A 21,645-nucleotide genomic window follows, 5' to 3' on the forward strand; every position below is an offset into this window, starting at 1 on the left:
TAGTAGTGGCGAGCGAACGGGGACCAGCCCTTAAGTTGGTTTGAGATTAGTGGAACGCTCTGGAAAGTGCGGCCATAGTGGGTGATAGCCCCGTACACGAAAATCTCTTATCAATGAAATCGAGTAGGACGGAGCACGAGAAACTTTGTCTGAATATGGGGGGACCATCCTCCAAGGCTAAATACTACTGACTGACCGATAGTGAACTAGTACCGTGAGGGAAAGGCGAAAAGAACCCCGGAGAGGGGAGTGAAATAGATCCTGAAACCGTATGCGTACAAGCAGTGGGAGCCTACTTTGTTAGGTGACTGCGTACCTTTTGTATAATGGGTCAGCGACTTATATTCAGTGGCGAGCTTAACCGAATAGGGGAGGCGTAGCGAAAGCGAGTCTTAATAGGGCGTTTAGTCGCTGGGTATAGACCCGAAACCGGGCGATCTATCCATGGGCAGGTTGAAGGTTAGGTAACACTGACTGGAGGACCGAACCGACTACCGTTGAAAAGTTAGCGGATGACCTGTGGATCGGAGTGAAAGGCTAATCAAGCTCGGAGATAGCTGGTTCTCCTCGAAAGCTATTTAGGTAGCGCCTCATGTATCACTGTAGGGGGTAGAGCACTGTTTCGGCTAGGGGGTCATCCCGACTTACCAAACCGATGCAAACTCCGAATACCTACAAGTGCCGAGCATGGGAGACACACGGCGGGTGCTAACGTCCGTCGTGAAAAGGGAAACAACCCAGACCGTCAGCTAAGGTCCCAAAGTCATGGTTAAGTGGGAAACGATGTGGGAAGGCTTAGACAGCTAGGAGGTTGGCTTAGAAGCAGCCACCCTTTAAAGAAAGCGTAATAGCTCACTAGTCGAGTCGGCCTGCGCGGAAGATGTAACGGGGCTCAAACCATGCACCGAAGCTACGGGTATCACCTTTTGGTGATGCGGTAGAGGAGCGTTCTGTAAGCCTGTGAAGGTGAGTTGAGAAGCTTGCTGGAGGTATCAGAAGTGCGAATGCTGACATGAGTAACGACAATGGGAGTGAAAAACTCCCACGCCGAAAGACCAAGGTTTCCTGCGCAACGTTAATCGACGCAGGGTTAGTCGGTCCCTAAGGCGAGGCTGAAAAGCGTAGTCGATGGAAAACAGGTTAATATTCCTGTACTTCCAGTTATTGCGATGGAGGGACGGAGAAGGCTAGGCCAGCTTGGCGTTGGTTGTCCAAGTTTAAGGTGGTAGGCTGAGATCTTAGGCAAATCCGGGATCTTAAGGCCGAGAGCTGATGACGAGTTGCCTTTAGGCGACGAAGTGGTTGATGCCATGCTTCCAAGAAAAGCTCCTAAGCTTCAGATAACTGGGAACCGTACCCCAAACCGACACAGGTGGTTAGGTAGAGAATACCAAGGCGCTTGAGAGAACTCGGGTGAAGGAACTAGGCAAAATGGCACCGTAACTTCGGGAGAAGGTGCGCCGGCGAGGGTTAAGGACTTGCTCCGTAAGCCCATGCCGGTCGAAGATACCAGGCCGCTGCGACTGTTTATTAAAAACACAGCACTCTGCAAACACGAAAGTGGACGTATAGGGTGTGACGCCTGCCCGGTGCCGGAAGGTTAATTGATGGGGTTAGCGCAAGCGAAGCTCTTGATCGAAGCCCCGGTAAACGGCGGCCGTAACTATAACGGTCCTAAGGTAGCGAAATTCCTTGTCGGGTAAGTTCCGACCTGCACGAATGGCGTAACGATGGCGGCGCTGTCTCCACCCGAGACTCAGTGAAATTGAAATCGCTGTGAAGATGCAGTGTATCCGCGGCTAGACGGAAAGACCCCGTGAACCTTTACTATAGCTTTGCACTGGACTTTGAATTTGCTTGTGTAGGATAGGTGGGAGGCTTTGAAGTGGGGACGCCAGTTCTCATGGAGCCATCCTTGAAATACCACCCTGGCAACTTTGAGGTTCTAACTCAGGTCCGTTATCCGGATCGAGGACAGTGTATGGTGGGTAGTTTGACTGGGGCGGTCTCCTCCCAAAGAGTAACGGAGGAGTACGAAGGTGCGCTCAGACCGGTCGGAAATCGGTCGTAGAGTATAAAGGCAAAAGCGCGCTTGACTGCGAGACAAACACGTCGAGCAGGTACGAAAGTAGGTCTTAGTGATCCGGTGGTTCTGTATGGAAGGGCCATCGCTCAACGGATAAAAGGTACTCCGGGGATAACAGGCTGATACCGCCCAAGAGTTCATATCGACGGCGGTGTTTGGCACCTCGATGTCGGCTCATCACATCCTGGGGCTGAAGCCGGTCCCAAGGGTATGGCTGTTCGCCATTTAAAGTGGTACGCGAGCTGGGTTTAGAACGTCGTGAGACAGTTCGGTCCCTATCTGCCGTGGACGTTTGAGATTTGAGAGGGGCTGCTCCTAGTACGAGAGGACCGGAGTGGACGAACCTCTGGTGTTCCGGTTGTCACGCCAGTGGCATTGCCGGGTAGCTATGTTCGGAAGAGATAACCGCTGAAAGCATCTAAGCGGGAAACTTGCCTCAAGATGAGATCTCACTGGGATCTTGAATCCCCTAAAGGGCCGTCGAAGACTACGACGTTGATAGGTTGGGTGTGTAAGCGCTGTGAGGCGTTGAGCTAACCAATACTAATTGCCCGTGAGGCTTGACCATATAACACCCAAGCAATTTGAGCGTAAGACGCCGAATTGTGGTGGTGAAGACGAAATAACCGAAAATTCGTAACCACAAATATCGCATATCCGAATTCGCTGGGCTGTCCATCTGGACACTCTGGCTACAGAATTTCTTGACGACCATAGAGCATTGGAACCACCTGATCCCATCCCGAACTCAGTAGTGAAACGATGCATCGCCGATGGTAGTGTGGGGTTTCCCCATGTGAGAGTAGGTCATCGTCAAGATTCATTTCGCAAAACCCCTATCTGCGTGAGCAGGTAGGGGTTTTGTCTTTAAGTAGAAGCTCAAGCTTCTTGCTGACCAGGTTGAATGACCGCTCAGCAGCGGCAAAAAGGTGGTTGACAGCGTTTTTGAATGCTGTATTATTCGCCTCCCGCTACGAGAGATCGCAGCGAGTTAAGTGTTTGAAGCTAAACGAGATTCTCGAAAGAAACTTCAAAATAAACACTTGACAGGCTCTGAGGAAAGCGTAGAATGCGCGCCTCGGTTGAGACGAAAAGCTCTTAACCAAACGCTCTTTAACAAATTGAATCAAGCAATTCGTGTGGGTGCTTGTGAGTATGGACTGATAGTCACAAAGATTATCAGCATCACAAGTGACCATGCGAGAAATCACATAGTCATTTGAGATTGCTGAGCCAAGTTTAGGGTTTCTTAAAAACCCAAGCAGTATTGAACTGAAGAGTTTGATCATGGCTCAGATTGAACGCTGGCGGCAGGCCTAACACATGCAAGTCGAGCGGATGAGAAGAGCTTGCTCTTCGATTCAGCGGCGGACGGGTGAGTAATGCCTAGGAATCTGCCTGGTAGTGGGGGACAACGTTTCGAAAGGAACGCTAATACCGCATACGTCCTACGGGAGAAAGCAGGGGACCTTCGGGCCTTGCGCTATCAGATGAGCCTAGGTCGGATTAGCTAGTTGGTGGGGTAATGGCTCACCAAGGCGACGATCCGTAACTGGTCTGAGAGGATGATCAGTCACACTGGAACTGAGACACGGTCCAGACTCCTACGGGAGGCAGCAGTGGGGAATATTGGACAATGGGCGAAAGCCTGATCCAGCCATGCCGCGTGTGTGAAGAAGGTCTTCGGATTGTAAAGCACTTTAAGTTGGGAGGAAGGGCAGTAAGCGAATACCTTGCTGTTTTGACGTTACCGACAGAATAAGCACCGGCTAACTCTGTGCCAGCAGCCGCGGTAATACAGAGGGTGCAAGCGTTAATCGGAATTACTGGGCGTAAAGCGCGCGTAGGTGGTTTGTTAAGTTGAATGTGAAAGCCCCGGGCTCAACCTGGGAACTGCATCCAAAACTGGCAAGCTAGAGTACGGTAGAGGGTGGTGGAATTTCCTGTGTAGCGGTGAAATGCGTAGATATAGGAAGGAACACCAGTGGCGAAGGCGACCACCTGGACTGATACTGACACTGAGGTGCGAAAGCGTGGGGAGCAAACAGGATTAGATACCCTGGTAGTCCACGCCGTAAACGATGTCAACTAGCCGTTGGAATCCTTGAGATTTTAGTGGCGCAGCTAACGCATTAAGTTGACCGCCTGGGGAGTACGGCCGCAAGGTTAAAACTCAAATGAATTGACGGGGGCCCGCACAAGCGGTGGAGCATGTGGTTTAATTCGAAGCAACGCGAAGAACCTTACCAGGCCTTGACATGCAGAGAACTTTCTAGAGATAGATTGGTGCCTTCGGGAACTCTGACACAGGTGCTGCATGGCTGTCGTCAGCTCGTGTCGTGAGATGTTGGGTTAAGTCCCGTAACGAGCGCAACCCTTGTCCTTAGTTACCAGCACGTTATGGTGGGCACTCTAAGGAGACTGCCGGTGACAAACCGGAGGAAGGTGGGGATGACGTCAAGTCATCATGGCCCTTACGGCCTGGGCTACACACGTGCTACAATGGTCGGTACAGAGGGTTGCCAAGCCGCGAGGTGGAGCTAATCTCACAAAACCGATCGTAGTCCGGATCGCAGTCTGCAACTCGACTGCGTGAAGTCGGAATCGCTAGTAATCGCGAATCAGAATGTCGCGGTGAATACGTTCCCGGGCCTTGTACACACCGCCCGTCACACCATGGGAGTGGGTTGCACCAGAAGTAGCTAGTCTAACCTTCGGGAGGACGGTTACCACGGTGTGATTCATGACTGGGGTGAAGTCGTAACAAGGTAGCCGTAGGGGAACCTGCGGCTGGATCACCTCCTTAATCGACGACATCAGCCTGCTGATGAGCTCCCACACGAATTGCTTGATTCACTTGTATAAAGACGATGCTGTAACGCGACCCTGTTATAGGTCTGTAGCTCAGTTGGTTAGAGCGCACCCCTGATAAGGGTGAGGTCGGCAGTTCAAATCTGCCCAGACCTACCATTACATGGTTCAGCCGTAGAATACGGGGCCATAGCTCAGCTGGGAGAGCGCCTGCCTTGCACGCAGGAGGTCAGCGGTTCGATCCCGCTTGGCTCCACCACTTTCGCCGTAAGCAGTAGCTTGTCAGAACTTAGAAATGAACATTCGTTAATGAATGTTGATTTCTGACTTTTGTCAGATCGTTCTTTAAAAATTCGGATATGTGATAGAAATAGACTGAACACTACTTTCACTGGTAGTGGATCAGGCTAAGGTAAAATTTGTGGGCTCGAAAGAGCAAAACGAATTTTCGGCGAATGTCGTCTTCACAGTATAACCAGATTGCTTGGGGTTATATGGTCAAGTGAAGAAGCGCATACGGTGGATGCCTTGGCAGTCAGAGGCGATGAAAGACGTGGTAGCCTGCGATAAGCTTTGGGGAGTCGGCAAACAGACTGTGATCCAGAGATCTCTGAATGGGGGAACCCACTCAGCATAAGCTGAGTATCTTGTACTGAATACATAGGTGCAAGAGGCGAACCAGGGGAACTGAAACATCTAAGTACCCTGAGGAAAAGAAATCAACCGAGATTCCCTTAGTAGTGGCGAGCGAACGGGGACCAGCCCTTAAGTTGGTTTGAGATTAGTGGAACGCTCTGGAAAGTGCGGCCATAGTGGGTGATAGCCCCGTACACGAAAATCTCTTATCAATGAAATCGAGTAGGACGGAGCACGAGAAACTTTGTCTGAATATGGGGGGACCATCCTCCAAGGCTAAATACTACTGACTGACCGATAGTGAACTAGTACCGTGAGGGAAAGGCGAAAAGAACCCCGGAGAGGGGAGTGAAATAGATCCTGAAACCGTATGCGTACAAGCAGTGGGAGCCTACTTTGTTAGGTGACTGCGTACCTTTTGTATAATGGGTCAGCGACTTATATTCAGTGGCGAGCTTAACCGAATAGGGGAGGCGTAGCGAAAGCGAGTCTTAATAGGGCGTTTAGTCGCTGGGTATAGACCCGAAACCGGGCGATCTATCCATGGGCAGGTTGAAGGTTAGGTAACACTGACTGGAGGACCGAACCGACTACCGTTGAAAAGTTAGCGGATGACCTGTGGATCGGAGTGAAAGGCTAATCAAGCTCGGAGATAGCTGGTTCTCCTCGAAAGCTATTTAGGTAGCGCCTCATGTATCACTGTAGGGGGTAGAGCACTGTTTCGGCTAGGGGGTCATCCCGACTTACCAAACCGATGCAAACTCCGAATACCTACAAGTGCCGAGCATGGGAGACACACGGCGGGTGCTAACGTCCGTCGTGAAAAGGGAAACAACCCAGACCGTCAGCTAAGGTCCCAAAGTCATGGTTAAGTGGGAAACGATGTGGGAAGGCTTAGACAGCTAGGAGGTTGGCTTAGAAGCAGCCACCCTTTAAAGAAAGCGTAATAGCTCACTAGTCGAGTCGGCCTGCGCGGAAGATGTAACGGGGCTCAAACCATGCACCGAAGCTACGGGTATCACCTTTTGGTGATGCGGTAGAGGAGCGTTCTGTAAGCCTGTGAAGGTGAGTTGAGAAGCTTGCTGGAGGTATCAGAAGTGCGAATGCTGACATGAGTAACGACAATGGGAGTGAAAAACTCCCACGCCGAAAGACCAAGGTTTCCTGCGCAACGTTAATCGACGCAGGGTTAGTCGGTCCCTAAGGCGAGGCTGAAAAGCGTAGTCGATGGAAAACAGGTTAATATTCCTGTACTTCCAGTTATTGCGATGGAGGGACGGAGAAGGCTAGGCCAGCTTGGCGTTGGTTGTCCAAGTTTAAGGTGGTAGGCTGAGATCTTAGGCAAATCCGGGATCTTAAGGCCGAGAGCTGATGACGAGTTGCCTTTAGGCGACGAAGTGGTTGATGCCATGCTTCCAAGAAAAGCTCCTAAGCTTCAGATAACTGGGAACCGTACCCCAAACCGACACAGGTGGTTAGGTAGAGAATACCAAGGCGCTTGAGAGAACTCGGGTGAAGGAACTAGGCAAAATGGCACCGTAACTTCGGGAGAAGGTGCGCCGGCGAGGGTTAAGGACTTGCTCCGTAAGCCCATGCCGGTCGAAGATACCAGGCCGCTGCGACTGTTTATTAAAAACACAGCACTCTGCAAACACGAAAGTGGACGTATAGGGTGTGACGCCTGCCCGGTGCCGGAAGGTTAATTGATGGGGTTAGCGCAAGCGAAGCTCTTGATCGAAGCCCCGGTAAACGGCGGCCGTAACTATAACGGTCCTAAGGTAGCGAAATTCCTTGTCGGGTAAGTTCCGACCTGCACGAATGGCGTAACGATGGCGGCGCTGTCTCCACCCGAGACTCAGTGAAATTGAAATCGCTGTGAAGATGCAGTGTATCCGCGGCTAGACGGAAAGACCCCGTGAACCTTTACTATAGCTTTGCACTGGACTTTGAATTTGCTTGTGTAGGATAGGTGGGAGGCTTTGAAGTGGGGACGCCAGTTCTCATGGAGCCATCCTTGAAATACCACCCTGGCAACTTTGAGGTTCTAACTCAGGTCCGTTATCCGGATCGAGGACAGTGTATGGTGGGTAGTTTGACTGGGGCGGTCTCCTCCCAAAGAGTAACGGAGGAGTACGAAGGTGCGCTCAGACCGGTCGGAAATCGGTCGTAGAGTATAAAGGCAAAAGCGCGCTTGACTGCGAGACAAACACGTCGAGCAGGTACGAAAGTAGGTCTTAGTGATCCGGTGGTTCTGTATGGAAGGGCCATCGCTCAACGGATAAAAGGTACTCCGGGGATAACAGGCTGATACCGCCCAAGAGTTCATATCGACGGCGGTGTTTGGCACCTCGATGTCGGCTCATCACATCCTGGGGCTGAAGCCGGTCCCAAGGGTATGGCTGTTCGCCATTTAAAGTGGTACGCGAGCTGGGTTTAGAACGTCGTGAGACAGTTCGGTCCCTATCTGCCGTGGACGTTTGAGATTTGAGAGGGGCTGCTCCTAGTACGAGAGGACCGGAGTGGACGAACCTCTGGTGTTCCGGTTGTCACGCCAGTGGCATTGCCGGGTAGCTATGTTCGGAAGAGATAACCGCTGAAAGCATCTAAGCGGGAAACTTGCCTCAAGATGAGATCTCACTGGGATCTTGAATCCCCTAAAGGGCCGTCGAAGACTACGACGTTGATAGGTTGGGTGTGTAAGCGCTGTGAGGCGTTGAGCTAACCAATACTAATTGCCCGTGAGGCTTGACCATATAACACCCAAGCAATTTGAGCGTAAGACGCCGAATTGTGGTGGTGAAGACGAAATAACCGAAAATTCGTAACCACAAATATCGCATATCCGAATTCGCTGGGCTGTCCATCTGGACACTCTGGCTACAGAATTTCTTGACGACCATAGAGCATTGGAACCACCTGATCCCATCCCGAACTCAGTAGTGAAACGATGCATCGCCGATGGTAGTGTGGGGTTTCCCCATGTGAGAGTAGGTCATCGTCAAGATTCATTTCGCAAAACCCCTATCTGCGTGAGCAGGTAGGGGTTTTGTCTTTAAGTAGAAGCCATAGAAATTCGCGGGCACGTCTTGAAGACGGGTCGGCATACAGAATTTCTTGACGACCATAGAGCATTGGAACCACCTGATCCCATCCCGAACTCAGCAGTGAAACGATGCATCGCCGATGGTAGTGTGGGGTTTCCCCATGTGAGAGTAGGTCATCGTCAAGATTCAAACCCAAAGCCCCTGTCTGCGATGCAGACAGGGGCTTTGTCTTTTCCGGTCAGAACTGATAGCTGACCGTAGCGCTTACGTTTCGCTCTTCACCCATGTAGCAGTAGTTCAGGCTGGCACATGAGGTGATGTAGCTTTCGTTGGTGAGGTTGTTGGCGTTCAGGCGCACATCCACCCCCGTCAGGCCGACCTTGCCCAGGTCATAGCCGATGGAAGCGTCAAATAGCGTGTAGGAAGGCACCTTCATGCTGTTTTCCGCATCCACCCAGCTGTACCCCACATACCGCACCCCGCCGCCCAGTCGCAGGCCGTCCAGCGCTCCCTGACGGAAGTTGTAATCAGCCCACAGTGAAAACATCTGCTTGGGTGCCTGGGTAGGTGAATGACCCTTGTTGTCCAGGCTGGGGGCCACCAGGCTCGGCATCGTCTTGGAATACTCGATGTCGGTAAAGGTGTAGCCGCCCAGCAGCTTGAGGTTATCGGTCACCTGAACATGGGCCTCCAATTCCAGCCCTTGTGAGCGAACTTCACCCACGGGGCGATAGAACTCCTCGTTCGGCTGCTTGGATGCCAGGTTCTCTTGCTCGATCCGGAATACCGATGCGGTGAACAGGTTGTCACTGCCTGGTGGTTGATACTTGATACCCGCCTCCCACTGAGTGCCCTCGGTCGGAGCCAGCGGGCGGCCATCCTGGTCAGAAACGGTATTGGGGTTGAACGACTCCGAGTAGCTGACATAAGGCGCCATACCGTTCTCGAACAGATACAGCACACCCGCCCGAGTGGTGAACTTGGTACGCTGGTCGTTGACCTTGGTGTTGCTGTCACGGTTCTCCTCAGAGACTTTCACCCAGTCCTGGCGCAGCCCCAACGAGAAGCGCCATTGGTCCAGCTCGACCAGGTCCTGCAAGTACACACCTGTTTGCTGCAGACGGCGCTGATAGCGGTTTTCACCGAGCACCTGCAGGTTGCCATTGCCGTATTGAGGGTTGCCCGCATCCAGCGAATCGACTGTGCCGTAACGCCATTCAACGTCCGCCTTGCGGCGCTGATAGTCGGTGCCAAGCAGCAAGGTATGCTTGGCCGCGCCGGTGAAGAACTCTGCCTGCAGCATGTTATCGATGATGTACGAATGCAGGCGCTCGTCACCGCCGGTATAGGCGCGGTTGAGGATGTTGCTGTCGGCATCCGCCCAGCCGGCCGAATACACCTGGTCCATCGAGACGTCAGAGTCCTGGTAGCGGAAGTTCTGCCGGGCGGTGAACACGTCGTTGAAGCGGTGCTCGAACTGGTAGCTGAACGACTGCTGTGTGCGTTCGTAGTTGTCGACCCCGGGTTCGCCCTCAAAGAAGTGGTCTGACAGGCGCAGCCCGTTGCGCTTGTGCAGCATGCCGTCCGCCGGGTTACCGCCGTGGTAGCCGCCATTGGGGTCGTGCTGCAGATACGCCTGCAGCGTCAGTGAGGTGTCTTCGGTGAAGTCGATGCTGATAGCCGGAGCGATGGCGTAGCGTTCTTCCTTGCTGTGGTCGAACTGGGTGTCTGAGCTATCCGCCAGGCCTGTCAGACGATAGGCGATACGTTTGTCGTCATATACCGGGCCGCTGAAGTCGAAACCCATGCCACGCTGGCCCTGGGTGCCCACAGTGGCCTGGATCTGATGGAAAGGGGTAAACAGGGGCTTCTTGGTGGTCAATGCCACCAGCCCCCCAGGGGAGCTGCGGCCATAAAGGACCGAAGAGGGCCCTTTGAGGATGTCGATGCGTTCAAGGAAGTAAGGGTCCACCTGCATGGTGCTGTAGGTGCCGTTGTCACCCATGGACTTCAGGCCATCGACGTAGATGTTGTCCACCGAACCATCATTGAAACCACGCATGGCCACATAGTCGTAGCGGTGCGTAGCGCCATAGGGGTTGGTCAGTACCCCTGGGGTATAACGCATGGCCTGGGCGACGGTCTGCGAGCCCTGATCATCCATTTGCTGGCGGGTCACCACCGAGACTGATTGCGAGGTTTCCACCAGTGGCATGCTGGTCTTGGTCGCAACCTGGCTGTGCGTAGCGTTATAGCCGTCCATGCTGCCCAGGGCATTGCCAAGGCTGAAGCTGCGGATGTCGGTGTCTGGCAGCGACAGCGCGGCACCCTCAGGCAGTGCCCGCAACACATAGCTGCGCCCACCTTGGCTGACGGCTTCCAGGCCGCTGCCATTGAGCAGTTGGCGCAGAGCCTGTTCGGGCGAGTAATGCCCTTGCAGGCCACTGGATTGCAGCCCGCTGGTCAATTGCGGTGTGCTCGATAAGGTGATCCCCGTCTGGCGGGCAAACTGGTTGAGCACATCGTTCAATTGGCCGGCCGGGATCGCATACTGCTGGCTTGCCTGAGAGGCCTCGGCGGCCAGGGCTTGAAGCGGCAGGGCGGTCATGCCCAGGGCGGTGCCGAACAGGGCTGCCCGTACGGCTTTGCGCAGGCTGGCTGAATTCAAGACAGGTCGAAAATCATTCGCGTTGGATGGGCGTGCGGGTGTTGAGGCGATGGGCATGAATGAGTCCATTAAAGGGGAGGGCAGAAGGCGTTGCTTACTGTCCTAGCCGGATCGGCGCCCAAATCCCGCCAAAAAATCAGCACGTGGGTGAAGTCAGGCAATGTGCTCAACGCGAATCCACCAGCGCGTGCGTTGGCGAAGCCTCACAGGCAGCGTTTGGGGCAGCAGTTGCAGCAGTTGTTCAGGGTCCTGGAGACGGAATACACCTGACAGGCGCAGATCGGCAATATCATCGTTGCAGCCCAAGTAGCCGTTGCGATAACGGCTCACCTGCTGAAGAAAATCGCGCAAGCGCATGTCGCGGGTCACGATCAGCCCTTCGCTCCAGGCCGCCGGGTCCATGGCCACGCGGTCCAGGCGTTGTGCACTGTTTACGTCCAGGCGCCAGTCTTGACCGCTGGTGATCCACTGCACCTGGCCATTCCCCGGCCGGTGGATCGCCACATTGCCCTGGCTGACGCTGACCCGTGTGCAGTCGATATCCTGCCGTACCACAAAGCGCCCATTGAGACCTTCGAGCAGGGCGTGTTGCGTCTGTACCAACAGGGGGCGTGGCGGATTCGGCGCCTCGCTGCAGGTGAGCATCAACTCCCCTTGCTTGAGGCGGATCAAACGCTGCTGATCGTCAAAGGCCAGGTCCACGGCACTGCGCGTATTCAGTTGCATCAGCGAGCCATCGGGCAGGCGGAAGCTGCGCCGTTCACCAGTGGCAGTAGCGTAGTCCGAGGCCCACACGCTGACACTATCGAGGTCTTTGGCCAGCCATGCAGCAGTGCCCGCCAGGGCAGCACCGCCAAGCAATTTGAGCGCCTGGCGGCGGTGCAGGCGTCGTTGGCTGGTTTCCAGGGTCTGCAGGGCAACCCCCGCGCCGGGGATAGCGCGCAGGTCAAGGTCGTGATGCAGATGAACCACCCGCTGCCACGCCAGCTCGTGTTCGTGTCGCGCGCTACGCCACTGCTCGCATTGATGCTGCAGTGCGGGGCTATTGCCGCTCTCGCGCAGCCTGAGCATCCACTGAATGGCCTGCTTGACTGTTTTGGCCGAAGGGGCGGCGGCTGTCATCGCTCGTCTTCGAAGCGCAGCAGGTAGCAATGGTAGAGCGCATCCGCGATATAGCGCTCCACGGTGCGTACGGAGATACCCATCTGCTCGGCAATGGCCTGATGCTTCAGCCCCTCGCATTGGGCCAGCAAAAATGCGCGGCGCACTTTAGGCTTGAGGCCATCGAGCATGCGCGCGATACGCTCCAGCAGTTCCAGCAACACTTCGCGGGTTTCGGCCGAAGGCGCCAGGGCCTCAGGCAGATGAGCCAGTGCTTCGAGGTAAGCCCGATGCAGTTCTTCACGACGCCAGTGATCGATCACCAGCCCACGTGCGACGGTGCACAGGAAGGCCCTTGGCGTGTTGAGCTGCACCTGCTCGCGGCGCTGCAACAGCCGGACGAAGGTGTCCTGGGCCAAGTCTGCGGCATCGGCGGCATTGCCCAGCTTGCTGCGCAGCCAGGCATGCAGCCAGCCGTGGTGGTCACTGTAGAGCGTTTGCACGGAGTCATTGGAAGGCATGGAGGAGGGCGCTGGCTTCAATGGACATGAATGATAATTAGTCTCATTGTTTGCGGTGCAAGGCTAATTTGCAACAGTCTGATGTCGGGCTGCTATGCAACCCGTGGCCAGGCCAGGCAGAACCGTTAGCGCCCCAACTGTGTATCCAGGTAGTTCCTGATAACACGCGCCCCTGAGTTCAAGTGCCGCTCCAGCACCGCGATGGCTTCATCCACCAGCTTGTCGCTGGCCGCGTCCACCAAGGCGTTGTGATCGTCCTGGGTGAGTTTCCCCAGCCCCATGGACGAAAGATGAAAGCGCAGAAAACGCTCTTCCTCGTTCAGCTCGTTCTCGATCAGGCGTAACAACTTCTTGTTCGACGCCTTGCTGTACAGCGTCATGTGGAGCAGACGGTTGAGGCGACCGATTTCGGCGTGGAGGGTCTCGTTTTCGAGTTGCTGGATGTAGCCGCGGGCTCGGGCGATGTCGTCGCTATCAAGCAGCGGCACCGATTGGCGCAGCGCCTCGCTTTCGAGCAGTACACGCAGAGCATAAGTGTCCACTGCGTCCTCGCCAATCAATGGCGCAACCACCGCCCCTTTGTGCATCTCCACTTTCAGCAGCGATTGCGCTTCGAGTTGGCGCAGGGCCTCGCGCACAGGCATGCGGCTGACCCCGAACAAGGTAGCGAGCTCTTGTTGACGCACAGCAGTACCTGGCGGCAGACGACCATCAAGAATGGCGCTGCGCAGGCGCTCTTCGATCACGGCACGTGCCAGGTGCGGGGATAGCTGTTCGCTAGCCAGCACGTTGCTCAATTTGATTTTCTCGGCCACGCGGAGTCTGCCTCGACAATAACGAAAGTTGGATCCAATGACACTAGTAATAGGCAAGGGGGCTTGTCAAACCGTCAACCGCACTGGAGCGGGTGACCCAAGGCCGCGGCTATGGTGTATGAAGTCGCCTGCCAAAGGAAGCGGCACATAGAACGGGATAGCCATAAAGTTATTATGGCCCGACCATTGGCGTGATTGCAGGGTGCCATTGTCTTTTGCACTGGCAGGCCGCACCATCGCTGCTTTCGACTGGTCTGAACAGGTCTTCGCAGTGGCGATATCCTGGATGTTCAAAACCGCTGTGCGACGTGTCGGCCTTGCCGCGCTGCTGGGTAGCTTGCTACTGGGCGGTTTGCACGCGGATTGGGATTTTTCCCAGATCAGTCGCAAGTCGCAAGCCCTGTATGGCCCGCTGGGCGCAGGGCAGGGGCGTATCGACGCCTGGCAGAACCTGATGACCACGCAGAAGCAGGCCAGTGAGTTGGAGCAGCTGCAGGTGGTCAATCGCTTCTTCAACCAGCAACTGCGCTACGTCGAAGATATCGACCTGTGGCGCGAGGTCGATTATTGGGCCACGCCGGTCCAGGCCTTGATCAAGGGGGCTGGTGATTGCGAGGACTACGCTATTGCCAAGTATTTCAGCCTACGGCGCATGGGCATCCCCAGCGAAAAGCTGCGTATCACCTACGTCAAGGCGTTGCGGCAGAACCGAGCGCACATGGTGCTGACCTATTATGCAAGCCCACAGGCCCAACCGTTGGTGCTCGACAGCCTGATGGATGCCATCAAGCCAGCGAGCCAGCGCTCCGACCTGTTGCCGGTATACGCCTTCAATGGTGAGGGGCTGTGGCTGACAGGTGCTGCCGGCAACAAGAAGGTCGGCGATACCAAGCGGCTGTCACGCTGGCAGGATTTGCTGAAAAAAATGCAGGCCGAAGGGTTCCCGGCCGAGCCGGTTTACTGAAGGAGCACAGATGTCACTGTTCAAACAATTGCTGTTGGCCATTTGCCTGTTCCTGGTGGTCGCGTTCAGCGGCAGCTTCATGGTCAGCCTGGAGAGCTCGCGCAGCCAGTACGTCAACCAGCTGCGTTCGCACGCCCAGGATGCAGCCACCGCCCTGGCGCTGTCGTTGACGCCAAACATAGATGACCCGGCGATGGTCGAACTGATGGTCAGTTCGATCTTCGACAGTGGCTACTATGCGAGCATCAAGGTCGTCGACCTGGGCTCCAATGCCGTGCTGGTGGAGCGCCATGCCGAGCCTGATCGGGGAGGTGTGCCAGCCTGGTTCGTGCACCTTATCGGCCTTGAAGCTGCCGGTGGCGACGCCATCGTCAGCCGTGGATGGCAGCAGGCCGCCCGGGTCGAGGTGATCAGCCATCCGATGTTCGCCATCGCCAAGCTCTGGCAGAGCGCGTTGGGCAGCCTGGGCTGGTTGTTGCTGTGCGGCGCTGCCAGCGCGGTGCTCGGTGCCTTGCTGCTGCGCCGCCAATTGCGGCCGCTGGATTACATGGTCGAGCAATCCCATGCCATCGCCCGACGCGAATTCCTCAGCCTGCCAGACCTGCCGCGTACACCTGAACTGCGCCGTGTGGTACAGGCGATGAACCAGATGGTCGAGAAGCTCAAGGCCCTGTTCACCGAGCAGGCCGAACGCAGTGAGCGGTTGCGTGCAGAGTCCTACCAGGACAGCCTCACCGGCTTGTCTAACCGCCGTTACTTCGAGATGCAGCTCAATACGCGCGTCAGCAACATGGAGGAGGCGCGTGCCGGTTACTTGCTGTTGCTGCGGGTGCAGGGGCTGGCAGGCCTCAACGCACGCTTGGGCGGGCAGCGTACCGATCAGCTGTTGCAGGCCGTGGGCGAGCAGTTGCGCCGCACCTGTGCCAGCTACCCAGAAACCAAAGACCTGATTTCGCGTAGCCGTGGCGGCGAGTTCGCCGTGCTGGCGCCGGGCATGGTGCATGAGGAGGCGGTGCAGCTCGCCCAGGCCCTGGAGGCAACGCTACAGAGCCTGCACGAGACGGGCGCCAGTGATGTCGACCCGGTGGCGTGCATCGGCCTTGCGCCCTTCAGCCCCGGCGATGCGCCACAGGCATTGCTGAAACTCGCCGACGAAGCCCTGGCCCGCGCCGAAAACCAACCGACGCCGGGCTGGGTGTGCCTTGAACAGGGTGCGGCCGCGGTGGCTGGCGATAGCCATCATGCCTGGCATGAGCGGCTCGATCAGGCATTCCTCAACGGTCATTTCGAGCTGTTCTTCCAGCCGGTGGTGGACTGCGGCACAGCGCAACGGGTGTTGCACCACAAAGTCATCTCGCGCTTGCAGGATGAGCCGGGCGAGGCGCTGCCGGCCGGCCGCTTCCTGCCCTGGCTGGAGCGCTTTGGCTGGATGCCGCGTCTGGATGTGCTGGTGCTGGAAAAGGTGCTCGCTCACTTGCGCAGCCATGATCAGATGCTGGCGCTGAACCTGTCTGCTGCAACCTTGGCCGACCCCAAGGCGCTGCAACGCGTGTACGAGTTGCTAAGCCAGAATGCGGCGCTGGGCCCACGCTTGACGTTCGAGATCGGCGAAGAGCAGTTGCCCGAGCAGTCTGCACTGGAACAACTGACCCGACGCCTGCACGCACTTGGCTTCGGGCTGGCGCTGCAGCGCTTTGGTGGCCGCTTCAGCATGATTGGCAACCTGGCGCACCTGGGCCTTGCTTACCTGAAAATCGATGGCAGCTACATCCGCAACATCGACCATGAGCAGCACAAGCGCCTGTTCATCGAGGCAATCCAGCGTGCGGCACACAGTATCGACCTGCCGTTGATTGCTGAACGGGTCGAGACGGAAGGGGAAAGGTTGGTGCTACGGGAGATGGGCGTGGGCGGTATTCAGGGGCAGTTGGTGGGTGAGCCCGCGCCCTGGCGCTGAACCCCGTGTAGGAGCGGCCCTGCGTCGCGAAAGGGCCGCTCCTACACAGGCAGCGCACGTTTAGTGTCAGCCCTTAACGCTCGCGCAAGGCCTCCGAGCGCGCCTTCATGATCGGCTTGAGCAGGTAGCTCATGATGGTCTTCTTGCCGGTCATGATATCCACCGTCGCCACCATCCCGGGAATGATCAGCAGGGGCTTCTCGTCAGTGCCCAGGTGGCTGCGATCGGTGCGCAGCTTGATCAGGTAATACGTGGTCTTCTTGTCTTCATCGGTGATGGTGTCGGCACCGATCTGTTCCAGCTTGGCCTTGAGGCCACCGTAGATGGTGTAGTCATAGGCAGTGAACTTGACGGTTGCCTCCTGGCCCGGGTGCAGGAACGCGATGTCCTTGGGCAGGATCTTGGCCTCGATGACCAGCGTGTCGTCCAGTGGCACGACCTCGACGATGTCGCTACCCGGCTGGATCACCCCGCCGATGGTGTTGACCAGCAGCTGTTTGACGATACCGCGCACAGGCGAGGTGACCATGGTGCGGTGAACCCGGTCATCCAGTGCTTTGCTGGTGGCGGTGGCTTTGCTGAGCTCGGTGCGGGCCTCGTTGAGCTGGGTCAGCGCTTCGCTGCGGAACTTGCCACGGGTTTCCTCGACCTTGCTCTGTACTTCCCGGATGGCGGCCTCGGCACGCGGGATGGCGAGCGCGGTGGAGTCCATCTGGCCGCGGTTTTCCACTTCGGCACGGCGCAGGCGCAGCACCTCGACCTGGGAGATCGCGCCCTGGGCTACCAGCGGCTCGGACATCGAGATTTCCTGACGCAGCAGTTGCAGGCTGTTGGCGTACTGCGCGCGCTTGGAGGTGTACTCGCGCAGCTCTTGCTGGCGCTGTACCAACTGCTGCTGCAGGCCCCCGATCTCGTCCTGCAGTTGCTGGCGCCGGCTCAGGTACAGCGACTCTTCGTTGGCTGCCTGGCTAGGCGCTGCCTTGCGCAGTTCTTCATCGATTTTCAGCGGGCGGTCTTCGACCTCGGCACTCAGGCGTTCGACGCGCAGGGCCATGGCCAGGCGGTCGGCCTCGGTCTCGCCGACGTTGGAGGCGAAGCGGGTTTCGTCCAGGCGCAGCAAGGGCTGGCCGACTTCGACGATTTGCCCTTCCTTGGCGTAAATTTCGGCGACGATGCCGCCCTCAAGGTTCTGGATCTTCTGCACCTTTGAGGATGGAATGGCCTTGCCTTCACCGCGCGTGACCTCATCGATCGGCGCAACGCTGGCCCAGACGATCAGGAACACGAAAAACGCGATCACACCCCAGATGGTCAGGCGCACCACCCGCGGCGCGTCCTCGATCAGTGCCTTGTTGACCTCGGGCAGCGGCTGCCCACCAAGCGAATCGGAGCCTTTGAAGTAGCGCCGCAGGCCATCCTTGAACTGCCCCATATCGAGCTTATGCAACACTGATCTGCCCCTTCTTCAGCGCATCCATGACCGCGGCTTTCGGGCCGTCGGCGACAATCTGCCCGCGATCGATGACGATCAGCCGGTCCACCAGCGACAGCAACGAGGCGCGGTGTGTCACCAGCAGCACCGTCTTGTTTTCGATTACCGCCTGCAGACGCTGTTTGAGGCGCTCTTCACCGGTGTTGTCCATGGCGCTGGTCGGCTCGTCGAGCAGCAGGATCTGTGGGTTGAGCAGCAATGCACGACCCAGGGCAACGTTCTGCCGCTGGCCGCCGGAGAGGTTCTGGCCACGCTCACCCACTTGCAGCTCATAGCCGTCGGGGTGCAGCCGGGCAAACTCATGAACACCAGCAAGTTCCGCAGCCTGGAGGATCATTTCGTCTTCGATGTAGCGCGCGCCGCTGACCAGGTTATCGCGCAGGGTGCCGGCCATCAGCTGGATGTCCTGAGGCACATAGCCGATGTTGTGGCGCAGCTCGCTGACGTCGATTTGACGGATATCCACGCCATCGACCAGCAGAGACCCACCGTCGGACTCATACAGGCCAACGATGAGCTTGGCCAGAGAGCTCTTGCCCGAGCCGCTTCGGCCAATGATGCCAACCTTTTCGCCGGGGCGAATGGTCAGGTTGATGTTCTTCAGCGCCAGGTTCTGCTGGTTCGGGTAGGTGAAATCGACCCCGCGGAACTCGATGCTGCCCTGCAGCACACGGCGGCTCAGTGGGCGTTCCTCGAAGTTGCGCTCCTGCGGCAGTTCCATCATGTGGTCGGTGGAGACCATGGTCACCTTGGCCTGCTGATAACGGGCCAGCAAACCGTTGAGCTGGCCCAGCGGGCCGAGGGCGCGGCCGCTGAGCATGTAACAGGCGACCAGGCCGCCCATGCTCAGGTTGCCGTCGATGATCATGTAGACACCGACGCAGATCATCGCCACGCCAGCCAGTTGCTGGATCAGCAGGGTGATGTTCATCGCCAGGCTCGACAGCACTTTGACGCGCAATTCCAGACGGCTGAGGGTGCCCAGCGTCTGCTCCCACATGTACTGGCGCTCGCTTTCGGCGTTGTTGACCTTGACCGCATCCAGGCCCGCCAGGGTCTCGATCAGGCTCGACTGACGCTCCGAGGCCAGGGCCATGGTCCGCTCCATGGTCGCCATCAGCGGCCGTTGCAGGGCGTAACCGATGCCCAGGGCCAGCGGGAAGGCAATGATCGGGATCCACACCAGGTGCCCGCCAATGATGGCGATGACGATCAGGATCAATAGCGTGAACGGCAGGTCGATCAGGCTGGTCAGGGTCAAGGACGCCAGGAAGTCGCGTAAACCCTGGAACTCATGGATGTTCTGGGCAAAGCTGCCGACCCGCGCCGGGCGGTACTTCATCGACATGCCGACGATACGCTCGAACAACGTCGCCGAGATGATCAGGTCGGTCTTCTTGCCGGCCAGGTCCAGACAGAGGCCGCGCAGGCCTTTGAGGATCAGGTCGAAGAGGTAGGCGCCGGCGATGCCGACGGCCAGCACCCACAGGGTGGAGGTCGCCTGGTTGGGCACCACCCGGTCATACACGTTCATGACGAACAGTGGCGCGGCCAGGGCGATCAGGTTGATCACCAGGCTGGCGGCGATGGCATCGATATACAGCCATTTGCTGCGCAGCAAGGTGTCGCGGAACCAGGATTTGGCACGCGGGATGAGGTTGCCGTGGTTGACGTCGAACTTGTGCTGCGGCTGAGCGAAGAACACGCGCCCGCTGTAGTCACTGAGCAGCGCTTCGCGGCTGACGTGCACCTCGCCACCATCGCTCTCGCTGAGCAGCAGGCGTGCGGTGTCTTCGTTCTCCCAGCCCAGCAGGACGGCGCTGCGGCCTTCCTTGAGCAACAGCATGGCCGGCATGGCGATACTGGGGATCTGCTCCAGCTTGCGCTGCAGCAGCCGCCCTTGCAGGCCGGCCCTGGCTGCCGCACGGGGCAGCAGTTCGGGGCTCAGGCGCTGGGCGGGCAGCGGCAGGCCGGTGGTCAGCATGACCCGGCTGGCAGGTTTCTGGTGCAGGACACACAGGCTCAGCAGGCTATCCAGCAAGGGATCGTCATGCTGACTGCGTGGATCGTGGCTGAGTTGGACTCGACTGACTTCGGATTCCACGCGGCGCTCTCTTCATCCTTGCGGTGGGTGGGGCAGGGTGTGCCTCAGTTCAGGCCTGGCAGGCTCACCCTCGGTTTCAGATCGTTCTGCACAACGGTGGCCAGCGGGGCTACGACACCCTGACTCTTGAGCAGCTGGCCAATGGTCGCCTTGATTCGATACTGAGTAAACAATTGTATGTTCTTCACTTCCACCAGGCGACGCTGGGCAGTGAAGGTTTCATTCTCGCTGTCGAGCAAGTCGAGCAGGGTTCGCTCGCCCAGGCTGAATTGCTGTTGGTAGGCGCTGCGCACACGGTTGCTGTGATCGACATACTGCTGGGCGATCGGCAACTGGGCGTTGGCGTTATCCTGAGCATTCCATGCCAGTCCCAACTCTTCATTGAGCTGACGCAAGGCATTGTTGCGGATATCCAGCGCCTGGTTGGACAGGTACGACTTGGACTCCAGGTCTGCCTTGTTGCTGCCGCCAGCATACAAATTGAAGTTCATTCGCAGCATAGCCTGCCATTCGTTGTTATGGCCTGCGGTGCCGTCGATATTGTTATCGGCCGTGCGTCCGAGTTCTGCATCGAAGCGGGGGTAGAACGACGACTTTGCCGCCTCGTACTGTTTTTCTGCTGCGGCAATGTCCGACTCGGCCGAGCGCAGCACTGGGCTGCTTTCCACCAGCTGCGTGCGGGCTTCTTCCAGTGTGGCTGGTAGCAGGTCGATGAACGGCGCGGGTGCGCTCAGCTCATCGGGCAACTGACCCACCACGCTGAGGTAGTTGGTGCTGGCATCGGCCAGGTTGGTCTTTTCGGTAATCAGATTGTTTTGCGCCTGGGCCAGGCGTGCCTCAGCTTGGTCCAGGTCAGCCAGGCGGCCGACGCCGCGGCTGGTGCGCAATTTGATCTGATCCAGAATGCGTTCGTGGTTGCTCAGGTTGTCTTCGGCCAGGCGCACCATCTCGCGTCGCGACAGCACATCCAGGTACACCTGGGCGACGTCGAGCGCGGTGCGCTCGGAGGTGCCCATCAGGGAGTAGGCGCGTGCGTTGGCGGTGGCTTGTTGACGGCCGACTTCATTGGACGTGGCAAAACCGTCAAAAACCATTTGGCGAAGACGGATTGCTGACTCGCCTCGGTTCAGCGTGTCCCAGCGATTACCGGTGCTCGGGCTATCGGTACCCTCGCGACCATACCCTGCCGTCACATCCACCCGCGGCAGATAGCCGCCCTTGGCCGCACGCAGCTGATAATCAGCGGCCACTCGAGCATTCACACCGGCCTGGATTTCCGGGTGTCTCTCAAGGGCTGTCTGCATGGCTTCGGGCAAGGATTGTGCTTGTACGAACGTGGCGGCTAGGGTGATGGGAAGAACGGTAAACAGTGACGCACGCATTTTTGGCGGGTTCCCGAGGGCGCTATTGTCCTGAATCACGGTTTTTGCTGTTCAGGGCCTGGAA

The 21,645-nt window shown here is 57.3% G+C and carries 9 protein-coding genes, 2 tRNA genes and 6 rRNA genes (1 of these 17 only partly in view); 10 read left to right on the forward strand and 7 right to left on the reverse strand.

From position 1 onward, the window contains the following. From ACSSU5_RS11320 to rrf (ACSSU5_RS11355), 8 genes are all read left to right on the forward strand, one after another. Positions 1 to 2,654, forward strand: a 23S ribosomal RNA gene (locus tag ACSSU5_RS11320) (it extends 239 nt beyond the left edge of the window). A gap of 135 nt (positions 2,655 to 2,789) precedes the next feature. Further along, positions 2,790 to 2,905 (forward strand): 5S ribosomal RNA (gene rrf, locus ACSSU5_RS11325). Positions 2,906 to 3,355: 450 nt separating this feature from the next. Then, positions 3,356 to 4,892, forward strand: a 16S ribosomal RNA gene (locus tag ACSSU5_RS11330). 87 nt (positions 4,893 to 4,979) lie between these two features. Then, positions 4,980 to 5,056: transfer RNA gene (locus ACSSU5_RS11335), tRNA-Ile, on the forward strand. A 24-nt stretch (positions 5,057 to 5,080) separates the two neighbouring features. Further along, a tRNA-Ala gene (locus tag ACSSU5_RS11340) sits at positions 5,081 to 5,156 on the forward strand. A gap of 237 nt (positions 5,157 to 5,393) precedes the next feature. Next, positions 5,394 to 8,286: ribosomal RNA gene (locus ACSSU5_RS11345) — 23S ribosomal RNA — on the forward strand. Between the two features lie 135 nt (positions 8,287 to 8,421). Further along, positions 8,422 to 8,537 (forward strand): 5S ribosomal RNA (gene rrf / locus ACSSU5_RS11350). Positions 8,538 to 8,646: 109 nt separating this feature from the next. Beyond that, positions 8,647 to 8,762 (forward strand): 5S ribosomal RNA (gene rrf, locus ACSSU5_RS11355). Together the 16S, 23S and 5S rRNA genes with 2 tRNA genes alongside form the textbook arrangement of a ribosomal RNA operon. A 53-nt stretch (positions 8,763 to 8,815) precedes the next feature. On the opposite strand, the gene ACSSU5_RS11360 is transcribed toward rrf (ACSSU5_RS11355), so the two are convergent. The 4 genes from ACSSU5_RS11360 to ACSSU5_RS11375 all read right to left on the reverse strand — a co-directional run bounded on the left by ACSSU5_RS11360 (position 8,816) and on the right by ACSSU5_RS11375 (position 13,682). Beyond that, positions 8,816 to 11,230, reverse strand: coding sequence for a TonB-dependent siderophore receptor (locus ACSSU5_RS11360; protein ID WP_492561313.1), 2,415 nt, complete (start codon positions 11,228 to 11,230; stop codon positions 8,816 to 8,818). A 168-nt stretch (positions 11,231 to 11,398) separates the two neighbouring features. Next, on the reverse strand, positions 11,399 to 12,367 hold the full coding sequence (locus tag ACSSU5_RS11365; RefSeq protein WP_492561166.1) for a FecR domain-containing protein: 969 nt from the start codon (positions 12,365 to 12,367) through the stop codon (positions 11,399 to 11,401). Then, positions 12,364 to 12,867, reverse strand: a complete 504-nt coding sequence (locus ACSSU5_RS11370; protein WP_264310822.1) for a sigma-70 family RNA polymerase sigma factor — start codon at positions 12,865 to 12,867, stop codon at positions 12,364 to 12,366. The genes ACSSU5_RS11365 and ACSSU5_RS11370 overlap by 4 nt, the downstream gene beginning before the upstream one ends. A 125-nt stretch (positions 12,868 to 12,992) precedes the next feature. After that, on the reverse strand, positions 12,993 to 13,682 hold the full coding sequence (locus ACSSU5_RS11375; protein WP_264310821.1) for a GntR family transcriptional regulator: 690 nt from the start codon (positions 13,680 to 13,682) through the stop codon (positions 12,993 to 12,995). Between the two features lie 202 nt (positions 13,683 to 13,884). On the opposite strand from ACSSU5_RS11375, the gene lapG reads away from it, so the two are divergent. Beyond that, positions 13,885 to 14,646 carry a cysteine protease LapG gene (gene lapG, locus ACSSU5_RS11380; protein WP_492561167.1) on the forward strand — a complete coding sequence of 254 codons (762 nt, stop codon included), beginning with the start codon at positions 13,885 to 13,887 and terminating at the stop codon, positions 14,644 to 14,646. A 10-nt stretch (positions 14,647 to 14,656) separates the two neighbouring features. After that, positions 14,657 to 16,603, forward strand: a complete 1,947-nt coding sequence (gene lapD, locus ACSSU5_RS11385) for a cyclic di-GMP receptor LapD (RefSeq protein WP_264310819.1) — start codon at positions 14,657 to 14,659, stop codon at positions 16,601 to 16,603. Positions 16,604 to 16,676: 73 nt separating this feature from the next. Here the strand turns inward: lapD and ACSSU5_RS11390 are convergent, their stop codons facing one another. From ACSSU5_RS11390 to ACSSU5_RS11400, 3 genes are read right to left on the reverse strand one after another with little or no spacing between them, the layout of a single operon-like run. Then, entirely contained in the window at positions 16,677 to 18,035 is a 1,359-nt protein-coding gene (locus tag ACSSU5_RS11390; RefSeq protein WP_264310818.1) for an HlyD family type I secretion periplasmic adaptor subunit, read from the reverse strand. Between the two features lie 7 nt (positions 18,036 to 18,042). Then, positions 18,043 to 20,199 carry a type I secretion system permease/ATPase gene (locus ACSSU5_RS11395; RefSeq protein ID WP_264310817.1) on the reverse strand — a complete coding sequence of 719 codons (2,157 nt, stop codon included), beginning with the start codon at positions 20,197 to 20,199 and terminating at the stop codon, positions 18,043 to 18,045. 44 nt (positions 20,200 to 20,243) lie between these two features. Beyond that, entirely contained in the window at positions 20,244 to 21,581 is a 1,338-nt protein-coding gene (locus ACSSU5_RS11400) for a TolC family outer membrane protein (RefSeq protein ID WP_264310816.1), read from the reverse strand. Between the last annotated feature and the right edge of the window lie 64 nt (positions 21,582 to 21,645).

This window comes from Pseudomonas sp. E1MeOHC2, assembly GCF_058745025.1.

What these genes read in the sequence shown, in the direction of transcription:
- ACSSU5_RS11365 (WP_492561166.1), bottom strand. Translation starts at nt 12,367, where the DNA reads ATGACAGCCGCCGCCCCTTCGGCCAAAACAGTCAAGCAGGCCATTCAG.
- ACSSU5_RS11370 (WP_264310822.1), bottom strand. Translation starts at nt 12,867, where the DNA reads ATGCCTTCCAATGACTCCGTGCAAACGCTCTACAGTGACCACCACGGC.
- lapD (WP_264310819.1), top strand. Translation starts at nt 14,657, where the DNA reads ATGTCACTGTTCAAACAATTGCTGTTGGCCATTTGCCTGTTCCTGGTG.
- ACSSU5_RS11390 (WP_264310818.1), bottom strand. Translation starts at nt 18,035, where the DNA reads ATGGGGCAGTTCAAGGATGGCCTGCGGCGCTACTTCAAAGGCTCCGAT.
- ACSSU5_RS11400 (WP_264310816.1), bottom strand. Translation starts at nt 21,581, where the DNA reads ATGCGTGCGTCACTGTTTACCGTTCTTCCCATCACCCTAGCCGCCACG.